At 71.8% G+C, this 20,054-nt stretch carries 15 protein-coding genes and 1 pseudogene; 7 read left to right on the top strand and 9 right to left on the bottom strand.

The annotated features are described in order from the left end of the window. A pseudogene (locus tag E1291_RS42255) lies at positions 1 to 567 on the top strand (hypothetical protein); the annotation flags it as partial. Here E1291_RS42255 and E1291_RS26830 read toward each other — a convergent pair. Continuing rightward, a complete protein-coding gene (locus E1291_RS26830; RefSeq protein WP_131740862.1) occupies positions 524 to 1,501 on the bottom strand; it encodes a hypothetical protein in 978 nt (325 codons plus the stop codon). The pseudogene E1291_RS42255 and the gene E1291_RS26830 sit on opposite strands and share 44 nt — an antisense overlap. 69 nt (positions 1,502 to 1,570) lie before the next feature. Further along, on the bottom strand, positions 1,571 to 4,192 hold the full coding sequence (locus E1291_RS26825) for a valine--tRNA ligase (RefSeq protein WP_131740861.1): 2,622 nt from the start codon (positions 4,190 to 4,192) through the stop codon (positions 1,571 to 1,573). A gap of 180 nt (positions 4,193 to 4,372) precedes the next feature. On the opposite strand from E1291_RS26825, the gene E1291_RS26820 reads away from it, so the two are divergent. Further along, positions 4,373 to 5,161: a sensor histidine kinase gene (locus tag E1291_RS26820; protein WP_131740860.1), complete on the top strand. Its 789-nt coding sequence runs from the start codon at positions 4,373 to 4,375 to the stop codon at positions 5,159 to 5,161. After that, the gene (locus E1291_RS26815; RefSeq protein WP_131740859.1) at positions 5,158 to 5,817 is read left to right on the top strand and encodes a response regulator; all 660 of its coding nucleotides are present in this window, start codon (positions 5,158 to 5,160) and stop codon (positions 5,815 to 5,817) included. Before E1291_RS26820 ends, E1291_RS26815 begins: the two co-directional genes overlap by 4 nt. Positions 5,818 to 6,143: 326 nt before the next feature. Here E1291_RS26815 and clpX read toward each other — a convergent pair whose 3' ends face one another. From clpX to E1291_RS26790, 5 genes are all read right to left on the bottom strand, one after another. After that, positions 6,144 to 7,418: an ATP-dependent Clp protease ATP-binding subunit ClpX gene (clpX, locus tag E1291_RS26810; protein ID WP_131740858.1), complete on the bottom strand. Its 1,275-nt coding sequence runs from the start codon at positions 7,416 to 7,418 to the stop codon at positions 6,144 to 6,146. A gap of 173 nt (positions 7,419 to 7,591) precedes the next feature. Continuing rightward, on the bottom strand, positions 7,592 to 8,254 hold the full coding sequence (locus E1291_RS26805; RefSeq protein WP_131740864.1) for an ATP-dependent Clp protease proteolytic subunit: 663 nt from the start codon (positions 8,252 to 8,254) through the stop codon (positions 7,592 to 7,594). 62 nt (positions 8,255 to 8,316) lie between these two features. After that, positions 8,317 to 8,949: a ClpP family protease gene (locus E1291_RS26800; RefSeq protein WP_067461358.1), complete on the bottom strand. Its 633-nt coding sequence runs from the start codon at positions 8,947 to 8,949 to the stop codon at positions 8,317 to 8,319. Positions 8,950 to 9,165: 216 nt separating this feature from the next. Then, positions 9,166 to 10,698, bottom strand: coding sequence for a trigger factor (gene tig, locus E1291_RS26795; RefSeq protein ID WP_131740857.1), 1,533 nt, complete (start codon positions 10,696 to 10,698; stop codon positions 9,166 to 9,168). Between the two features lie 429 nt (positions 10,699 to 11,127). Continuing rightward, complete coding sequence (locus tag E1291_RS26790; RefSeq protein WP_131740856.1) at positions 11,128 to 13,725, bottom strand: Tex family protein; 2,598 nt, start codon at positions 13,723 to 13,725, stop codon at positions 11,128 to 11,130. A gap of 229 nt (positions 13,726 to 13,954) precedes the next feature. On the opposite strand from E1291_RS26790, the gene E1291_RS26785 reads away from it, so the two are divergent. The 4 genes from E1291_RS26785 (at position 13,955) to E1291_RS26770 (ending at position 18,487) form a co-directional block, all read left to right on the top strand. Next, positions 13,955 to 15,250: a sensor histidine kinase gene (locus E1291_RS26785; protein WP_242614391.1), complete on the top strand. Its 1,296-nt coding sequence runs from the start codon at positions 13,955 to 13,957 to the stop codon at positions 15,248 to 15,250. After that, entirely contained in the window at positions 15,214 to 15,858 is a 645-nt protein-coding gene (locus E1291_RS26780) for a LuxR C-terminal-related transcriptional regulator (RefSeq protein ID WP_131740855.1), read from the top strand. The genes E1291_RS26785 and E1291_RS26780 overlap by 37 nt, the downstream gene beginning before the upstream one ends. A 135-nt stretch (positions 15,859 to 15,993) precedes the next feature. Continuing rightward, positions 15,994 to 16,452 carry a MarR family winged helix-turn-helix transcriptional regulator gene (locus E1291_RS26775; protein ID WP_131740854.1) on the top strand — a complete coding sequence of 153 codons (459 nt, stop codon included), beginning with the start codon at positions 15,994 to 15,996 and terminating at the stop codon, positions 16,450 to 16,452. 193 nt (positions 16,453 to 16,645) lie between these two features. Then, positions 16,646 to 18,487 carry a glycosyl hydrolase family 18 protein gene (locus E1291_RS26770; RefSeq protein WP_131740853.1) on the top strand — a complete coding sequence of 614 codons (1,842 nt, stop codon included), beginning with the start codon at positions 16,646 to 16,648 and terminating at the stop codon, positions 18,485 to 18,487. 216 nt (positions 18,488 to 18,703) lie between these two features. Here E1291_RS26770 and E1291_RS26765 read toward each other — a convergent pair whose 3' ends face one another. Then, positions 18,704 to 19,513: a nucleotidyl transferase AbiEii/AbiGii toxin family protein gene (locus E1291_RS26765; protein ID WP_131740852.1), complete on the bottom strand. Its 810-nt coding sequence runs from the start codon at positions 19,511 to 19,513 to the stop codon at positions 18,704 to 18,706. 11 nt (positions 19,514 to 19,524) lie between these two features. Next, positions 19,525 to 19,929 (bottom strand): hypothetical protein, encoded by a 405-nt coding sequence (locus E1291_RS26760; protein WP_207400957.1) that lies wholly within the window; start codon positions 19,927 to 19,929, stop codon positions 19,525 to 19,527. Positions 19,930 to 20,054: the final 125 nt, after the last annotated feature.

Genomic DNA, 20,054 nt, shown 5'->3' with positions numbered 1-20,054 from the left:
GTCCCGCCCGGGGTCCTGCCCGCGGGCCTCGGCCGCGCCAGCGCGGAGCTGGGCGTCGCCGCGGCCCGCCGCATGCCGGGCGCGGGGGCGCCGGACCCGGGACGGGTCGCCGCCGTCCTGTCCTCCGTCGTGCTCCCCGGCCGGCTGTCCTGGCACGCCGTGCCCGGCTCGGCGACCACCCTGCTGGTCGACTCGGCCGTCGACGGGACGGGCGTCACGGCCGCGCTCACCGCGGCGCGCGCCCGGTGGGGCACCGTGGACCACGCCGTCGTGTGCCTGCCCGACCACAAGGACCTGGACGGCGCGATCGCCGCGCTGGACGGCGTCCCCGTCACGTTCGTCCGGCTGCCGCTGCCGCACCTGCGCTTCACCCGGGACCTGCCGCCCGGGTGGGACGTCGTCGACGCCGGCGCCGTCACGGCCGTGTCGCTCGCCACGCTCGGGTACCGCGTCGTGGCGCTCGGCACCGTCTACTTCACCGGGCACGTCCTCGGCGCGGTCGGCGCGAGCACGCGCCGGCTGTTCACCGCTTCGGCTTCTCCACGTCCCGGCGGATCCGGCGTGTGAGCTCGGCCAGCACCAGGAGCTGCCTCTCCGCCCCAGGGACGTTCGAGGCGACGATCCCGTAGGAGTCCTTCGTCGCCCACCCGCAGTAGGCGTGCACGGCCGCCAGCACCGCGAACGTGCCGCACAGGGCGCGGCCGTCCTTGCCCGCGGCGGTGTTCTGACCGGTGATGAACGTGCTGGGACGGATCCTCTGCAGGAACGCCGCGGGGTTCCCGACGGCTCCGGTCCCGCCCATGAACAGGACGTTCAGCCGTCCCGGACGCGGTTCGGCGTAGACGGCCGTCCCGTCCTTGGCCGCCGGGACGCCGCCCACCCGGACGGCCGCCGCGACGAACGGGTACGCCGCGCTCGCCTGCGGCGCGATCGTGGCGTCCCGGTGCAGGCCCCCGGCGACGGCGACCGCCGTGATCTTCTTCGTGGACGGGCCGGCGCCCGGCGGCGTCTTGCCCTTGCCTTCGTCGTCCGGCTGGAACGCGACGAGGCTGGCCGTGAGGACGGCGACCAGGACCGCGCCGATCCCCGCACCGAGCAGCAGCCCGGAGACCTGCCTGCGCCCCTCCGCCGGAGGCGTCACGGCGCCCGGAGCGTTCGGGGGCACCGCCGGGAACGAGCCCGTGCCCGGCGGCATCACCTGCGGGCCCGTCCCGTTCGGGGGCAGGCGATGCGGCCCGGTGCCGCCTCCTTGGCGGGGCACCCGGAGCGGGCCCGTGCCGCCGCGCGTTCCGGGCAGGGCGTGCGGCCCCGTACCGCCGGGCAGGCCGTGCGGGCCCGTCCCGTCGCCCGGACTCGTCGACCACCACGGGGGCGAGCCGCCCCACGGCGCGGGCGCGGCGGTGAAGCGCCCGGGTTCGGCGCCGCCCCCGCCGGCCCGCGGCGTCAGGTCGTCGCCCGACGCCGGGCCCGGCGCGTCGGACCGAGGAGGTGAGTCGGCCATTGCACTCCCGAGGTTTCATCGCCGCCCGCGGCCACGGGCCGGGCGGATGGTCACCGTGACCGCGCGGGCTCAGCCCGCGGGCAACGCCGCGAGCTGTGACTCCAGCCGGCCGATGGCGGCCTCGGCCTGGGCCAGCCGCTCCCGGTTCTTCGCCACCACGGCCTCCGGGGCCTTGGCCATGAACGCCTCGTTGCCGAGCTTGCGGCGCGCCTGGTCGACCTCCTTGCGCGCGGCGGCCAGGTCCTTGTCCAGCCGCTTGCGCTCGGCGGCGACGTCGATCGCGCCGGCGGTGTCGAGCCGCACCACGACGCCCTCGGCGGGCAGCGACGCGGTCGCCGTGAAGCCCTCGCCGGGGGCGGTCAGCCGCAGCAGCGCGCGGACGCCCTCCTCGTGCGCGGCCAGCGGCGAGTCGCCCCACTCCAGCGCGGCGGCGACCCGCTGACCGGGCTTCAGCCCCTGGTCGGCGCGGAACCGGCGGACCTCGGTGACGAGCCGCTGCAGCGACTCGACCGCGGCCTCGGCGGCCCGGTCGGCGCGGCCGGCGTCGGCGGCCGGCCACGGCGCGGTGACGATGGTCTCCGCGCCGGTCAGCGACGTCCACAGCTCCTCGGTGACGTGCGGGACGACCGGGTGCAGCAGCCGCAGCAGCTGGTCCAGGACCTCGCCGAGCACGCGGCGGGTCGCCTCGGCGCGCTCGTCGGCGAGCTGGACCTTGGCCAGCTCCACGTACCAGTCGCAGACCTCGTCCCAGGCGAAGTGGTAGAGCGTCTCGCACGCCTTGGCGAAGTCGAAGGACTCCAGCCGCGCGTCGACCTCGGCGATGACCGCGTGCAACCGCGACAGAATCCAGGCGTCCACTGTGGACGGGTCCGCGGGCAGGTCGCCGCGCACGTGCGCGCCGTTGATCAGCGCGAAACGCGTGGCGTTCCACAGCTTGTTGCAGAAGTTGCGCGAGCCCTGCGCCCAGTCCTCCGCCACCGGGACGTCCCCGCCCGGGTTCGCGCCGCGCAGCAGGGTGAAGCGGGTCGCGTCGGCGCCGTACCGGTCGATCCAGTCGAGCGGGTCGACGACGTTGCCGAACGACTTGGACATCTTCTTGCCGTGCTGGTCGCGGACCATCCCGTGCAGCGCGATGGTCGAGAACGGCTCCACGCCGTCCATGGCGTAGAGGCCGAACATCATCATCCGGGCGACCCAGAAGAACAGGATGTCGTAGCCGGTGACCAGGACGGACGTCGGGTAGAAGCGCTCCAGTTCGGGGGTCTTGTCGGGCCAGCCGAGCGTGGAGAACGGCCACAGCGCCGAGGAGAACCACGTGTCGAGGACGTCGGTGTCCTGCGTCCACCCGGCGGGCGGCTCCTCACCGGGGCCGGGGCACACGACCTCGCCGTCCGGCCCGTACCAGACGGGGATGCGGTGGCCCCACCACAGCTGCCGGCTGATGCACCAGTCGTGCATGTCGTCGACCCACTCGAAGTAGCGGGCCGCCATCTCCGGCGGGTGGATCGCGACGCGCCCGTCGCGGACGGCGTCGCCCGCGGCGCGCGCCAGCGGCTCCACCTTCACGAACCACTGCAGCGACACCCGCGGCTCGACGACCGTGGAGCAGCGCTGGCAGTGCCCGACCGAGTGCTCGTACGGGCGGATCTCCTTGACGATCCGCCCCTGCTCGCGCAGCGCCGCGACGACCGCGGGCCGCGCCTCGAAGCGGTCCAGGCCCTCGAACGGGCCGTGCGCGGTGACGACGCCGCGCTCGTCCATGACCGACAGGGACGGCAGGCCGTGCCGGCGGCCGATCTCGAAGTCGTTGGGGTCGTGCGCCGGGGTCACCTTGACCGCGCCCGTGCCGAACTCGGGGTCGACGTGCTCGTCGGCGACCACCGGGATGCGGCGGCCGGTGAGCGGCAGCTCGATCTCCCGGCCGACCAGGTGCGCGTAGCGGGCGTCGTCCGGGTGCACCGCGACGGCGGTGTCGCCCAGCATCGTCTCGGCCCGGGTCGTCGCGACGACGATCTCGTCCGCGCCGGAGCCGTACCGGATCGAGACCAGCTCGCCGTCGCGGTCGGCGTGCTCGACCTCGATGTCCGACAGGGCGGTCAGGCAGCGCGGGCACCAGTTGATGATGCGCTCGGCGCGGTAGATCAGCCCGTCGTCGAACAGCCGCTTGAAGATCGTCCGGACGGCGCGGGCGCGGTCGTCGTCCATGGTGAACGCCTCGCGCGTCCAGTCGACGCTGTCGCCGAGGCGGCGCATCTGGCCGAGGATCCGCCCCCCGGACTCGGCCTTCCACTTCCACACCCGCTCGACGAACGCCTCGCGGCCGAGGTCGTGCCGCGAGAGGCCTTCCTTCGCCAGCTCCCGCTCCACGACGTTCTGCGTGGCGATGCCGGCGTGGTCCATGCCCGGGACCCACAGCGCCTCGTACCCCTGCATCCGGCGGCGGCGGACGAGGGCGTCCTGGATGGAGTGGTCCAGCGCGTGGCCCATGTGCAGCGAGCCGGTGACGTTCGGCGGCGGGATCACGATCGAGTAGCCGGGGCGGCCCGGGTCGCGGCCGGGGTCCGCGGTGAACAGCCCCGCCGATACCCACCGCTCGTAGAGCCGGCCCTCGACATCGGCCGGTCGGTACTGGGTGGGCAGGTCGACGTTCGCGCCGGCCTCCTGGCCGCGCTCGGTGCTGGGCTGTGTCACGGCTGACGATTCTACGGGGATCGAACCGGTGGAACGCCCGTGCCCGCGGCGATACCCGGAGGGGTTTCCCGTCGCGGTCGGGACACAGGTCACCTGACACCGGGTCGTCTCACCCGCAAAGCTGGCCGCGATCGCCCGCGACGCCGGGCCGAGACACACGGGCCGAGGGGAGTGGGGAGGATGCGAGCGGTACTGGCACGCGCCGCCGTGCTTGCCGGCGCGTTCGCCGCGGGGGCCGTGGCGGCACACGCCGCTTCCATCCCCCACCTCCTCCGCCTCACCGCCGACCTGCAACGCTCCAGGGAGCGCATCCTCGCCAGCAGCGAGGAGGAACGCCGGCAGCTGCGGCACGATCTGCACGACGGCCTCGGCCCGACGCTGGCGAGCCTCGCCATGTCGCTGGACGCGGCGCGCATCACCCTGGCCGGCGAGCCCGAGCGGATGGACCCGCTGCTGGCCGACGTCCGGGACCGGCTCGCCACCGCCGTCGGCGAGATCCGCGACCTGGCGCACGGCCTGCGCCCGCCCGCGCTGGACGACCTCGGCCTGGTCGCCGCGATCGAGGCGTTCGCCGAGGGCTGCTGCGAGCGGGTGGACGTGCGCTTCGACGGCGACCCCGCCGGGCTGCCCGCGGCGGTCGAGGTGGCCACCTACCGGATCGTCCAGGAGGCGCTGACGAACGTCCGGCGGCACGCCCCGGGCAGCACCGCGCTCGTGCTGCTCAGCCGCGACACCGAGCTGCACCTGATGGTCGCCGACACCGGTCCCGGCCTGCCCGACACGCCGCGCAACGGCGGCGCCCCGAGGTCGCGGCGGGGCCTGGAGGCGATGAAGGAGTGGGCGGCGGAACTGGGCGGCGGCTGCGTGATCACGTCCCGGACCGGCGGCGGCACCGTCGTCACGGCCCGCCTCCCGCTCGCCAGCGCCGAGTACCATCGGGCTTCGATCGGAAGGGGCGGGCGACGGTGACCACAGACTCCATCCGGGTGCTCATCACCGACGACCACCCGGTGTTCAGGCAGGGGCTTAAGGGCCTGCTGCTCGCGCTCGGCGTGGAGGTCGTCGGCGAGGCCGAGTGCGGCCCCGACGCGGTGCGCCTGGCCGCCGAGCTGCAGCCCGACGTCGTCGTGATGGACCTGCACATGCCGGGCGGCAACGGCATCGAGGCCACCCGGACGATCACCCGGACCAGCCCTCGGATCGGCGTACTGGTGCTGACGATGTTCCGTGACGACGACTCCGTCTTCGCGGCGATGCGCGCCGGAGCCCGCGGCTACCTGCTCAAGGAGTCCGGCGCCGAGGAGATCGCCCGCGCGGTCCGGGCGGTCGCGGCGGGCGAGGCCATCTACGGCCCCGAGATCGCGCGCCGCGTGCTCACCTACTTCACCGACATGCCCGACCCGAGGCAGGCGGCCTTCCCGCAGCTCACCGAGCGGGAGCGGGAGGTCCTGGAGCTGATCGCGCAGGGCCGCAGCAACGCCGAGATCGCCGCGACGCTCTTCCTCAGCCAGAAGACGGTCCGCAACCACGTCTCGAACATCTTCATGAAGCTGCACGTCGCCGACCGCGCCCAGGCGATAGTCCTGGCCCGCGAAGCGGGCCTAGGCGAATCCGGCCCCCGCTAGCCCCCGGGCCCGCAGAACCCGCAGAGGGCTGCCCCAGCGGTCACACAGCCTCTTCGGCCGAACCCGGAGAGCAAGCCGCCCCCGTCACGCCCCCGCCCCGCCATGGCCCCAGCCGGGCCCGGCCCCGGGCAACCCGAAAGGCTCCGCGGCCATTCCCTCGTACAAGCGACCTCAGCCGGAACGCGAGCGCGCGACCTGACCGGCGGGGGCGACGCCGAAGGCGAGCCCCCGCCGGGAAGATCGCGAAGCGATTCGCGCTCGCACAAGCCCGGTCACGAAGCGAGCGCCAGCGAGCGAAGTGGGCCGGACTTGCAATAAATACGTCGTCAGGCCGACTTCTCGCGGGGCTCGCGCTTGGCGCGCTCGCGTGGGACGAGCGTCGGGTTGACGTGCTCCAGGACGGCCTCGCGAGTGATCACCACGCGCGCCACGTCATGGCGGCTCGGCACCTCGTACATCACCGACAGGAGCACCTCCTCCATGATCGCGCGGAGGCCGCGGGCGCCGGTGCCGCGCAGGATCGCCTGGTCGGCGATGGCCTCCAGGGCGTCGTCGGTGAACTCCAGGTCGACCCCGTCCAGCTCGAAGAGGCGGTGGTACTGGCGCACCAGCGCGTTCTTCGGCTCGGTCAGGATGTTGATCAGTGCCTCGCGGTCCAGGTTGTGGACGGAGGTGATCACCGGGAGCCGGCCGATGAACTCGGGGATCATCCCGAACTTCAGCAGGTCCTCCGGCATCACGTCGCCGAGGACGGCCGAGGACTCCTCGAAGTCGGACTTGGAGCGGATCTGGGCGCCGAAGCCCATGCCCTGCTTGCCCACCCGGGACTCGACGATCTTCTCGAGGCCGGCGAACGCGCCACCGCAGATGAACAGCACGTTGGTGGTGTCGATCTGGATGAACTCCTGGTGCGGGTGCTTGCGGCCGCCCTGCGGCGGCACGCTCGCGGTGGTGCCCTCCAGGATCTTCAGCAGGGCCTGCTGGACGCCCTCCCCCGAGACGTCCCGCGTGATCGACGGGTTCTCGCTCTTGCGAGCGATCTTGTCGACCTCGTCGATGTAGATGATCCCGGTCTCGGCCTTCTTGACGTCGTAGTCGGCCGCCTGGATCAGTTTGAGGAGGATGTTCTCGACATCCTCGCCGACATAACCGGCCTCCGTCAGCGCCGTGGCGTCCGCGATGGCGAACGGGACGTTGAGGAGTTTGGCGAGCGTCTGCGCGAGCAGCGTCTTGCCCGATCCCGTGGGGCCCAGCAGCAGGATGTTGGACTTGCCCAGCTCGACCGGATCGTCCCTGCCGGTGTCACCCGACTGGATCCGCTTGTAGTGGTTGTAGACGGCGACGGACAGTGCCTTCTTCGCCGTCTCCTGCCCGATGACGTAGGAGTCCAGGAACTCGTAGATCTCCCGCGGCTTGGGCAGATTGTCCCACTTGAGGTCGGAGGTCTCGGAGAGCTCCTCCTCGATGATCTCGTTACAGAGATCGATGCACTCGTCGCAGATGTACACGCCCGGACCCGCGATGAGCTTCTTGACCTGCTTCTGGCTCTTCCCGCAGAACGAGCACTTGAGCAGGTCACCACCGTCGCCGATGCGTGCCACCCAACTGTCTCCTTTTCGTGGGGCCGCGCGCCTGAGAGGATGCGGCGCAGCTCGGTTGCGTCCCGAAGGCTCTCGACGTTGGACTCGACGTTACCGTCTCCAACGGACTTGGTAAGCCCCTCGCCCGGAAGAATGACGACCGGGCTGGGGGACTCCCTCGTCCTCGTGCCGTCTCAGGACGACACTACCTCGGCCTTGCGCTTCCTGCTGACGAAGACGTCGTCGATGAGGCCGTAGTCCTTGGCCTCGTCCGCGGTGAGGATCTTGTCGCGCTCGATGTCGTGACGGACCTCGTCGATGCTCTTGCCGCTGTGCGTGGCGAGGATGCTCTCCAGCAGCTCGCGGATCCGCATGATCTCGCGCGCCTGGATCTCGATGTCGCTGGACTGCCCGTAGGTGCCCTCGGTCGCCGGCTGGTGGATCAGGATCCGCGAGTTCGGCAGCGCCGCCCGCTTGCCCTTGGTGCCCGCCGCGAGCAGCACCGCCGCCGCCGAGGCGGCCTGGCCGATGCAGACCGTCTGGACGTCCGGCTTGACGAACTGCATCGTGTCGTAGATCGCCGTCATGGCGGTGAACGAGCCGCCGGGCGAGTTGATGTAGATGCTGATGTCGCGGTCGGGGTCGATCGACTCCAGCGTGATCAGCTGGGCCATCACGTCGTTGGCGGACGCGTCGTCGATCTGCACGCCGAGGAAGATGATCCGCTCCTCGAAGAGCTTGTTGTACGGGTTCATCTCCTTGACCCCGTACGTGGTGCGCTCGACGAAGGACGGGATGATGTACCGGTTGTCCACCGGATGCGGGGAACCGCCCGCCTGGACGCCGGGACGGACCAGATCGCTGGGGCCGGGTCGGAACAGGTCGCTCACTGTGTGCCTCCGATAAGTGGTTCGGGTCGTCAGGAGACGGTGCCCTCGGAGGGCACCTGGGTGGCACTCAGCACCACGTGGTCCACGAACCCGTAGTCCTTGGCCTCGTCGGCGGTGAACCAGCGGTCGCGGTCGGAGTCGCGCTCGATCTGGTCGAGCGGCTGGCCGGTGTGTTCGGCGATCTTCTCGGCGAGCGTCTTCTTGACGTAGAGCATCTGCTCGGCCTGGATCTTGATGTCGGAGGCCGTGCCGCCGATGCCGCCGGACGGCTGGTGCATCATGATCCGCGCGTGCGGCAGGGCGTAGCGCTTGCCCGTCGTCCCGGCGCAGAGCAGGAACTGCCCCATCGACGCCGCCAGCCCCATCCCGACGGTGACGATGTCGTTCGGGACGTACTGCATGATGTCGTAGATCGCCATGCCCGCCGTGACGGAGCCGCCGGGCGAGTTGATGTAGATCGTGATGTCGCGGCGGCCGTCCTCGGCCGACAGCAGCAGGAGCTCGGCGCAGATGCGGTTGGCGATGTCGTCGTCGACCTGCTGGCCGAGGAAGACGATGCGCTCGCGCAGCAGCCGCTGGAACAGCTGGTCGCCCAGAGGCAACAGGGGCGCCTCGGCGACCCGCGCCTGGATCCGCGACGACTCGTCGAAAGTCGGAGGCATGCTCACCGGGTGTTCCTCCGGTCCTTTAAATCGGTTCGGATGATTGGACATTAACGCGCGCACGGACCCGCTTAAGCCCGGGGGGCCGCCTTTTCGCCAGGGGCGTATCCGGGCGGTGCCCGGCAGGTGACGATCGTCGCGAACGCGACACGCCCCGCATCCGCCGCGCGGCGGATGCGGGGCGTGCCCGATGCGTCAGAAACGTCCGGAATGGCGTCAGGCGCCCTTCCCCTCGTCGTCCTTCGCCTCGGCGGCCGGGGCCTCCTCAGCGGCGGCCTCAGCGGCCTCGGCGGGGGCGTCGGCGGACTCCTCGGCCTCGGCGGGGGCCTCGGCGCCCTCGGCGGCCGTGTCCTCGGCGGCGCCGGCGTCGGCGCTCTCGGTGTCGGCGTCCTCGGCGTCGGCCTCGACGGTCTCGCCCGTCTCACCGTTCAGCTCGCGCTGGACGGCCTCGACGTCGATCTCGTTGCCGGACTCGTCCTTCACCGTGACGTGCTCGACCACGAGGTTCAGCGCCTTGCTGCGCAGCACCTCCGAGACGATCGCCGGGAGCTGGTTGTTCTCGGTGAGGTACTGGGCGAGCTGCTGCGGCGCCACGCCCATCTGCATGGCCTGCGTGACGACGTACTCGCTGAGCTCCTCGTTCTCGACGCCCAGCTCCTCCTGGACGGCGAGCTGGTCGAGAACGAAACCGCCCTTGACCGCGAGGCGGGCCGCGTCGGCGACGTCGGTGTCGAACTCCTCGGCGGACTTCTCCTCGTCCTTGAGGTAGTCCTCCTTGGTCATGCCCGCCATCTGGAGCTGCTGCTCCAGCTGCTGGTTGCGGCGGCCGATCTCCTCCTCGACCACCTTGTCCGGCAGCGGGATGTCGATCTTGTCGAGCAGGGCCTCCAGGGCCTTGTCGCGCGCGTCGGACAGCTGCTGGAGGCGCACCTGGCGCTCGAGCCGGGTGCGCACGTCGGCGCGCAGCTCGTCGAGCGTGTCGAACTCGCTGGCCAGCTGCGCGAACTCGTCGTCGAGGTCGGGCAGGTTCTTGGTCTTGACGCTCTGCACCGTGACGGTGACCTCGGCCTCCTCGCCGGCGTGCGCGCCGCCGACCAGGGCACCGGTGAAGGTCGCCTCCTCGCCCGCGGACAGGCCGGTGACCGCCTCGTCCAGGCCCTCGGCCTGGGTGCCGCTGCCGACCTCGTAGGACAGGCCGGTCGCGGAGGCGTCCTCGGCCTCCTCGCCGCCGATCTTCACGGCCAGGTCGACGGTGGCGAAGTCGCCGTCCTCGACGGCCCGCTCGGCGGTGGTGAGCGAGGCGAAGCGCTCGCGCAGGTTGCCGACGGTCTCCTCGACCTGCTCGTCGGTCACCTCGGCGTCGTCCACGACGACCTCGAGGCCGTCGTAGTCGGGGACCTCGAACTTGGGCCGGATGTCCACCTCGGCGGTGAAGGCGAACTGGTTGCCGTCGTCGAGCTCGGTGACCTCGACGTCCGGCTGGCCGAGGACGAAGATCTCGGTCTCCTCGACGGCGCGGCCGTACAGCTCCGGAAGCGCGTCGTTGACCGCCTCCTGCAGGACCGCACCCCGGCCGACGTACTTGTCGATCAGCGGGGCGGGGACCTTGCCGGGCCGGAAGCCCTTGATCCGCACCTGCTGCGAGATCTCCTTGTACGCCTTGTCGAGGTTCGGCTTGAGCTCGTCGAACGGAACCTCGACGGTGAGCTTGACCCGCGTGGGGGTCAGCTCCTCGACATCGGTCTTCACTGGGGTAGGTCTCCTTGATCGGGCGCTGTCTCGGCCGCGGCGTTGGGCGCGTGCTCAGCCAGTCAGTCTTTCAGGCGGCGCGGGCGCACCGATACACGGCTTCGCGCCATCGCGCGCCAAGTCTATGGGGTAGCGGCGGCGTCTGCGGACATCGGAGGGCGCCGAGGACTCCGGAGCAGGTCAGCGGCACGGCACGTTCCGTGATATCGGCCCGTGACGCATGCCACCGCGGCATCCGCCGTTACACCGGAACCGGCGGACCCTGGCGACGCGCGGAGGACGAGGCCCGTGGGCCCCTCTCCCCGGATCACGCTTCCACCCGTCCCGGGGCCTTGTCCTCACCGTTCCACGGCGTGCCGTCCTCCTTGATGGACGGCACGCCGTGGAGCGAGTGCCCTGGTCGTGGGCGCGACTACCGGCGCCGGGGCGTCAGCGCCCCTTGCGGTCCTTGCGGTCCTTCTGGGGAAGGCCCTTGTCCAGGCCAGCGCGGCGGAGCGCGTCGGCCATGGCGCCGCCACCGGAGAAGCCGCCCCCCTGACCGCCTCGGTTCTGACCGCCCCGACCCTGGCCCGTCCTGTTCTGACCGCCCTTGTTCTGACCGGTTCTGTTCTGGCCGCCTCTGTTCTGACCCGAACGGTTCTGGCCGCCGCGGCCTTCACCGCCGCGCCCCTCGCCGCGTCCCTGGGCCTCGCGGTTCTGGCCGCCCTGACCGGCCTGCCCCTGACCGGCCTGCCCCTGGCCGCCTCTGCCACCGCCCTGCCGGCCGCCCCGGTCGCGCCTGCCGCCGCCCGCCGGGTCGCGGCCCGGCTCGTCGTCCAGGCGCAGCGTCAGCGAGATGCGCTTGCGCTGGAGGTCGACGTCCAGGACCTTGACCCGCACGATGTCGCCGGGCTTGACGACCTCGCGCGGATCCGAGACGAACTTGTCGGACATCGCGGAGATGTGGACGAGGCCGTCCTGGTGCACGCCCACGTCCACGAACGCGCCGAACGCGGCGGCGTTGGTGACCACGCCCTCCAGGATCATGCCGGGTTCGAGGTCGGAGAGCTTGTCGACGCCCTCCTTGAACGTGGCCGTCCGGAACGCCGGGCGCGGGTCGCGGCCGGGCTTCTCCAGCTCGGCGAGGATGTCGGTGACCGTCGGCAGCCCGAAGGTGTCGTCGACGAAGTCGGCCGGGCGGAGCGAGCGCAGCGCGGCGGTGTTGCCGACGAGCCCCTTGACGTCGTTGCCCGCGGCCTCCAGGATCCGGTGCACCACGGGGTAGGACTCCGGGTGGACGCTGGAGGCGTCCAGGGGGTCGTCGCCGCCGGGGATGCGCAGGAAGCCCGCGCACTGCTCGAACGCCTTCGGCCCGAGCCGGGGCACCTCCCGCAGCCCGGTGCGGGTGCGGAACGGCCCGTTGGCGTCGCGGTGCGCGACGATGTTCTCCGCCAGGCCCTCGCCGATGCCCGACACGCGGGTCAGCAGCGGCGCGGACGCGGTGTTGACGTCCACGCCGACGGCGTTCACGCAGTCCTCGACGACGGCGTCGAGCGAGCGCGACAGCTTCACCTCGGAGATGTCGTGCTGGTACTGGCCGACGCCGATCGACTTGGGGTCGATCTTCACGAGCTCGGCGAGGGGGTCCTGCAGCCGGCGGGCGATGGACACGGCGCCGCGCAGCGAGACGTCCATGCCGGGCAGCTCGCGGCCCGCGTACTCCGAGGCCGAGTACACCGACGCGCCCGCCTCGGACACCATGATCTTGGTGAGGCCGAGGTCGGGGTGCCGGGCGATCAGGTCGGCGGCCAGCTTGTCGGTCTCGCGGGAGGCGGTGCCGTTGCCGATGGAGACCAGGTCGACCCGGTGCTCGCGGGCGAGCCGGGCGAGGGTGTCGATCGACTCGTCCCACCGGCGGCGCGGCTCGTGCGGGTAGATCGTGTCGGTGGCGACGACCTTGCCGGTGGCGTCCACCACGGCGACCTTGACGCCGGTGCGCAGGCCCGGGTCCAGGCCCATCGTGGCGCGCGTGCCCGCCGGCGCGGCCAGCAGCAGGTCGCGCAGGTTGGCGGCGAACACCCGGACCGCCTCGTCCTCGGCCTCCTGGCGGAGCCGGGCCCGCAGGTCGAGGCCGAGGTGGACGAGGATCCGGGTGCGCCAGGCCCACCGGACGGCGTCGGCGAGCCACCGGTCGCCCGGCCGGCCCTCGTCGGTGATCTGGAAGCGCCGCGCGATCTCCGCCTCGTAGGAGCTGCGGGCGCCCGGGTCGGCGGGCTCCTCCTCGGGTTCGAGGTCCAGGTCGAGGACCTCCTCCTTCTCGCCGCGGAACAGCGCGAGGATCCGGTGCGAGGGCAGCTTCGCGAACGGCTCCCCGAACTCGAAGTAGTCGGCGAACTTGGCGCCGGTCTCCTCCTTGCCCTCCCGGACGCGCGACACCATCCGGCCGCCGCTCCACATGCGCTCGCGCAGCGCGCCGATGAGGTCGGCGTCCTCGGCGAAACGCTCCACGAGGATGGCCCGCGCGCCCTCCAGCGCGGCGGCGGCGTCGGCGACGCCCTTGTCGGCGTCCACGAACGGCGCGGCCGCCTCGCCCGGGTCATGGGACGGGTCGCCGAGCAATCGGTCGGCGAGCGGCTCGAGTCCCGCCTCGCGGGCGATCTGCGCCTTGGTGCGGCGCTTGGGCTTGTAGGGCAGGTAGATGTCCTCCAGCCGGGCCTTGGAGTCGGCCGCCATGATCTGCGTCTTGAGCTCGCCGGTCAGCTTGCCCTGCGACTCGATCGACTCCAGGATCGCGGCCCGGCGCTCGTCCAGCTCGCGCAGGTAGCGCAGCCGCTCCTCCAGCGCGCGCAGCTGCGCGTCGTCGAGGGCGCCGGTCGCCTCCTTGCGGTAGCGGGCGATGAACGGGACGGTGGCCCCGCCGTCGAGCAGGTCGACCGCTACCCGCACCTGGCCCTCGCGGACGCCGATCTCCTCGGCGATGCGCTCGGTGATCGGCGGGGGCCCCGCGGCGGTCTGGTCGGTCGCGTTCTGGCTGATGGTCGCTGTCACAACGTGAATTCGCTTTCTCCCCTGGGTATCGCCTGAGCATTGTCCAGGGAACCGGGCCGCTTGTCTTGTCACTCCCCGACGACCCCGTCCCCGGAGGTAGGTCTAACTCCCCCATGATCCATGGCAAAGCGGGACCTAGCCCCACCGAGATCCCGCCTGGAAGGGCCCACAATGAGGTGACGGGCCGTGCCGCCGGGGCCGGCCGGGCGAGCGCGTGGGGAGTGACCTGGTGATCGAGCGCGAGGGTGTCACCGACCGCATCGGAGAGCACGCACGGCGCGCGTTCGTGAACATCGTCCGCGGACTGATCCAGATCGTCCTGGCGAACCTGGTGAACCTTCCGCTGTTCATCCTGACGGTGCTGTCGATCGCGTTCATCCCGCTGGGAGTGGGGGTGTTCCTGACGCCGGTGGCCGTGCTCGCCGTACGGGGCGTGGCCAACCAGCAGCGGGAGTGGGCGGAGGGGTGGTCCGGCGTCCGGATCCCGGTGCCGTACCGGCCGGAGCCGGCCGGGCGGGTGGGGCCGCTCCGGCGGCTGCGGTGGCTGCTCACCGACCCCGCGACCTGGCGCGACCTGCTGTGGTCGCTGCTGAACGTCCCGGTCGGGCTGGTGCTCGGCGTGCTGGCGGCCGGGCTGCCGGTGTACGGGCTGGAGGGCGTGTTCGTGGCGCCGTGGCTCGCGCAGGTCAGCGACTACGGGTGGGGCCCGTTCTGGCCGCTGGAGGACTGGGGCGCGTTCGGGCTCGCGGGGGTGATCGTCCTCGGGACCGCGCTGACGGCGGCGTCCGTCCCGCTGGGCGGGGCCGCGGTGAAGGCGCACGCCCTGTTCACCCAAGCGCTGCTGGCGCCGACGCGGGCCGCGCTGACCGAGCGGGTGCGGCGGCTCGCCGAGTCCCGGTCGGAGACGGTGGACGCCTCGGCGGCCGAGCTGCGCCGCATCGAGCGCGACCTGCACGACGGCGCGCAGGCCCGGCTGGTGGCGCTGAGCATGAACATCGGGCTGGCCGAGGAGATGATGAAGCACGACCCGGAGACCGCGCAGCGGCTGCTCGCCGAGGCCCGCGCCGCCAGCGGCTCGGCGCTCACCGAGCTGCGCGACCTGGTCCGGGGCATCCACCCGCCGGTGCTGGCCGAGCGCGGCCTGGACGGCGCGGTGCGCGCCTTGGCGCTGTCGCTGCCGCTGCCGGTGGACGTCAAGATCGCGCTGCCGGGACGGCCCGAGGCGCCGGTGGAGTCGGCGGCCTACTTCGCGGTCGCGGAGATGCTCGCCAACGTCGTCAAGCACGCGGACGCGAGCCGGGCCTGGGTGCAGATCGAGCACCCCGGCGACCGCCTCGTGATGATCGTCGGGGACGACGGGCCGGGCGGCGCCGACCCGGCCGCGGGCAGCGGGATGCGCGGGATCGAGCGCAGGCTGGGCGCGTTCGATGGGACGATGGCCGTCACGAGCCCCCCGGGCGGGCCGACCATCGTGACCATGGAGCTGCCGTGCGCGTTGTCATCGCCGAAGACCTTGCCCTCCTGAGGGACGGGCTGATCCGCCTGCTGGGCGCGTTCGGATTCGAGGTCGTCGAGGCGGTGGACAACGGGCCCTCGCTGCTGCGGGCGCTCACCGCGCACCGCCCGGACGTGGCGGTGGTGGACGTGCGGCTGCCCCCGACGTTCACCGACGAGGGCCTGAAGGCGGCGCTGGAGGCGCGCAAGCAGGTCCCCGGGCTGCCGGTGCTGGTGCTGTCGCAGCACGTGGAGCAGCTCTACGCGCGCGAGCTGCTGTCCGACAGCTCGGGCGGCATCGGCTACCTGCTGAAGGACCGGGTGTCGGACGTGCAGCAGTTCGTGGAGGCGGTCCGCCGGGTCGCGGACGGCGGCACCGCCCTCGATCCGGACGTGGTGGCGCAGCTGCTGACCCGGCACGCCCGCGAGGAGCCGCTGCAGGCGCTGACCCCCCGCGAGCGCGAGGTGCTGGGGCTGATGGCCGAGGGCCGCTCGAACGCCGCGATCGCCGGCCGGCTGTTCGTCACCGAGAAGGCGATCAGCAAGCACACCAACAACATCTTCGGCAAGCTCGGGCTGCCCCAGTCGGAGGACGACAACCGCCGCGTGCTCGCGGTCCTCGCCTACCTCGGCTCCTGACCGGCGGCCGGGGGCCGGGGCCGGCGGTTCACCGGGTCCAGGGCGGGGCGACGCGCTCGGCGCCCTGCGGTTCCAGGTCGCACTTGTCCGGGTCGACGAGGGCGTCGGGGTCGTATCGGCGAGGCGAACGTGGTCATGACGCCGTTCGGCGTCTCGGTACGGCGGCTGTCGGTGTCGCGGACGAGCGTCATGGGTCCCGATCCCCTGAGTTACCGGGAGGGCCACCCCGACCTGCGCCCCCTGCACGGCTTCGTCTTCCAGGCGATCGGCCCGCGCGGCACCACGGCCGTGGAGCTCGGCCGCCGGCTGGGGGTGTCCAAGCAGGCGGCGGGCAAGATGGTCGAGTCCCTGGAGCGGGCGGGCTACCTCGAACGCGCCCCCGACCCGGCGGACGCCCGGCGCAAGATCGTGCGGCTGACCGCGCGGGGCACCGACTCCCTCACCCGGTCGGCGCGCGTCTTCGAGCGGATCCACGGCGAGTGGGCGGAGCGGCTCGGCGCCGAGCGGCTGCGGGCCCTGGAGGAGGATCTCCGGGTGATCACACCGGTGGACCTGTGGCGGCTGGACATGCCCGGATGGTTCGGATCGGCCTGAAATTTCTTCTCCGTTCGGCGACCGTACGTCCGCAGGCAGTCACTTAGACCACTGATCACGATGCGGAGGCGGGCTCCGCGAGCCCTTGAACGGGCCTGGCCAGCCGGTTACCATCACCCCAATTTCTTAGGAAAGTTTCCTAAGAGATGAACGGAGATTCCTGTTGGTTCGGGGGCGGACTGAACGGAGAGTCATGTCCAGACCGGGCGGACGGCGAGCCCTCGCACTCGCCGGCGCAGCGACCCTCGCGGTGGCCTCGACCCTGCTCTCGGCGCCGCCGGCGTCGTCGGCGGGGACCGTCACCGCGACCTGCTCCAAAACCTCCGACTGGGGCAGCGGTTTCCAAGGCAAGTGCACGATCACGAATGGGACGAACGCCGGGATCAGCTCCTGGAAGATCGAAGCCGACCTGGCGGACGGTACGTCCATAGCCTCGGTGTGGGACGCGGCCAAGAGCGTCTCGGGCAACCACTACACCTTCACCAACCTCGGCTGGAACGGCTCCCTCGCCGCCGGCGGCAACGTCAGCTTCGGGTTCGGCGGGACCGGCGCCGGCTGGTTCACCGGCTGCAAGGTGAACGGCGCCACCTGCGACGGCTCCGAGCCCCCCGAGAACGACAAGCAGGCTCCCACGGCTCCCGGCGACCTGCGCGCGACCGGAAAGTCCGCGACCACCGTGTCCCTGGCGTGGAACGCGTCAACCGACAACGTGGGCGTGACCGGGTACGACATCTACAACGGCGCCACCAAGGCCGACACGGTGGCCGGTACCAGCGCCACCGTCTCCGGCCTGACGCCGAAGACGGCCTACAGCTTCACCGTCAGGGCGCGCGACGCGGCGGGCAACACCTCCGACGCGTCCGGTCCCGTCTCGGTCACCACCGACGAGGGCGGCGGCAACAACGGCGGCGGCAACAAGGTCGTCGGCTACTTCGCCGAGTGGGGCGTCTACGGGCGCAACTACCACGTGAAGAACATCGACACGAGCGGGTCGGCCGCCAAGCTGACCCACATCAACTACGCCTTCGGCAACGTCCAGGGCGGCCGCTGCACCATCGGCGACAGCTACGCCGACTACGACAAGGCCTACGGCGCCGGCGACAGCGTGGACGGCGTCGCCGACAACTGGGAACAGCCCCTGCGCGGCAGCTTCAACCAGCTCCGCAAGCTGAAGAAGAAGTACCCCAACCTGAAGATCCTCTGGTCGTTCGGCGGCTGGACCTGGTCGGGCGGCTTCGGCCAGGCCGCGGCGAACCCCACCGCGTTCGCCGACTCCTGTTACAACCTGGTCAAGGACTCGCGCTGGGCGGACGTCTTCGACGGGATCGACATCGACTGGGAGTACCCCAACGCCTGCGGGCTCTCCTGTGACACCAGCGGGCCGGACGCCCTCAAGAAGCTGCTGGCGGCGCTGCGCGCCAAGTTCGGCGCCACCAACCTCACCGGCAACCTCGTGACGGCCGCCATCACGGCCGACGCCAGCAAGGGCGGCAAGATGGACGTCGCCGACTACGCGGGCGGCGCGCAGTACGTCGACTGGTACAACCCCATGACCTACGACTACTTCGGCGCGTGGGACCCCAAGGGACCGACGGCACCGCACTCGCCGCTCACGTCCTACCCGGGCATCCCGCACGAGGGCTTCAACACCACCGAGACCATCGCCAAGCTCAAGGCCAAGGGCGTGCCCGCGAACAAGCTGCTGCTCGGCATCGGCTTCTACGGGCGCGGCTGGACCGGCGTCACCCAGACCGAGCCCGGCGGCACCGCCACCGGCGCGGCGGGCGGCACCTACGAGGCCGGGATCGAGGACTACAAGGTCATCAAGACCAAGTGCCCCGCCACCAAGACGTTCGCCGGCACCGCCTACGGGAAGTGCGGCAGCGACTGGTGGAGCTACGACACCCCCGGGACCATCGGCGGAAAGATGTCCTACGCCAAGAACGAGGGTCTCGGCGGCGCGTTCTTCTGGGAACTGAGCGGCGACACCACCGGAGGTGAGCTGATCACCGCCATCAAGAACGGCCTCGGCTGAGCTCCCCGGGTCCGGGGGCTCCCTCCCCCGGACCCGCTGAGGCGGCAGGTGGTACCGGCGTCGCCAGCGCCGCGTCCGCCCGGCCGTTCCGCGGGGACACTCCCAGGTCCCCGTGCAGCCGAGTCCTCGGGCCCCTGACCAACCGGACGCCGGTCAGGGGCCCGCCCCTTTTCGTTTCAGGACCCCGGCCTCGGGGTCGCTCGCCGTGTCGTCCGCTCAGGCGAAGCGGAGGGTGTCGGCGAGCAGCCGGACGTAGTCGGCCGCCGTCCCCGGCACGCCGGGGACCTCCGCGCGGAACTCGTCCTCGTCGAGTTTCACCCGCCGCAGGTCGGTCATGCGCAGGAAGCACGGGCCGAACTCGGACGCGAGGTGCACGGCGTGGAGCAGGTCCGGATCGAGCGGCGTGTGCTGGGCGAGCAGCCACGCGTCGTACAGATCCTTGGGCCGCTTGTCCTCGTCGCTGAGCAGCCAGTAGACCTTCCAGGCGAGCGACAGCCCCGGCGTTGCGGCCTGCACCGCCAGTGGCTCGCCGCCGGGGCCTGAGACGAGCGCCACCTCGGGCTCGACCGGCATCGGCTCAGCGAAGGCCAGGTCGATTTGAACGTTCCCGCTCAGCGGGTCTTCCCCTTTGGCCCACCCGTGCTTCATCGTCTTCCAGGGCACCAGGAGCCGTACTCCCGGAGCGCTGGTGTACTCCCAGGTCTCCTCTTGGACGGTGTCCTTCGCCGTCAGCAGGACGCCACTGTCCTGATCGCGCCGGGACGCCTCCTCGGCGTCCCGGACGATGCCGTCCAGCATCGCCCGGGCTTGGTCGTCGCCGAGGCGCCGGTACACGGGGAGGACGATGAAGTCCAGGTCACCCGGCTCGCGCGCCAGCGACCCGTACCAGGTGCGCAGCAGGACGCTGCCCCGCAGCACCAGCTCGTCGGCCCACCGGGACCCCGAGACAGCGGCCAGGACATGGCCGGTGGCGACGCGCCGCGCCGCGCTCCATCGTTCCTCCCTGTTCATGTGATCCGTGTTCATCTGGCCCGTGTTCACCGGCCCCGCCCTTCCCCTGTCGCGGACGGCTCGTCGATCCAGCCGTCGTCCATCGACGCCGCGTCGTCGTGGACGACGAACTCCCGCTCCACCGACACGACGTCGTGGCCGTCCGCGCGCAGTGCCGCGACGAGGGCGCCCAGGCGGCGGCCGGCGGTGCCCGATCCGACTCGCCGGCAGCGCTGGGTGACGAACCGTTCCTGCCCGCCGTCCGCCCGGACCCGCCGGGCATTGCGCGAGACGTGCGCGGCGTGCGGCCGTGCGACGGCGGCCAGCGCGACGGGATCGAAGCCCGGCCGCAGGACGAGCTTGACGTGGTGCTCGAAGTAGAACTCCGGGCCGAGCGCGTCCGCGTCGTCCGCGGGGACGCCCTCGTTCCACGGGGCCGCCTCGACCTTCACCCGCGCGACCGCGAACCCGTCCCCGGCTAGATGATTGATTCCAAGGGATGGCCTGCGGGCATGAAGCGAGGGCGTTCATGATCGTTTTGTGACGAACAACCTGAACACCCTCGCAACGGCACTCT

It is taken from the genome of Actinomadura roseirufa, assembly GCF_900659635.1.
GTDB lineage: Bacteria > Actinomycetota > Actinomycetes > Streptosporangiales > Streptosporangiaceae > Spirillospora > Spirillospora roseirufa.
Note: the sequence above shows the minus strand (reverse complement) of the source record. Positions and strands in the feature narration are given on the sequence as shown.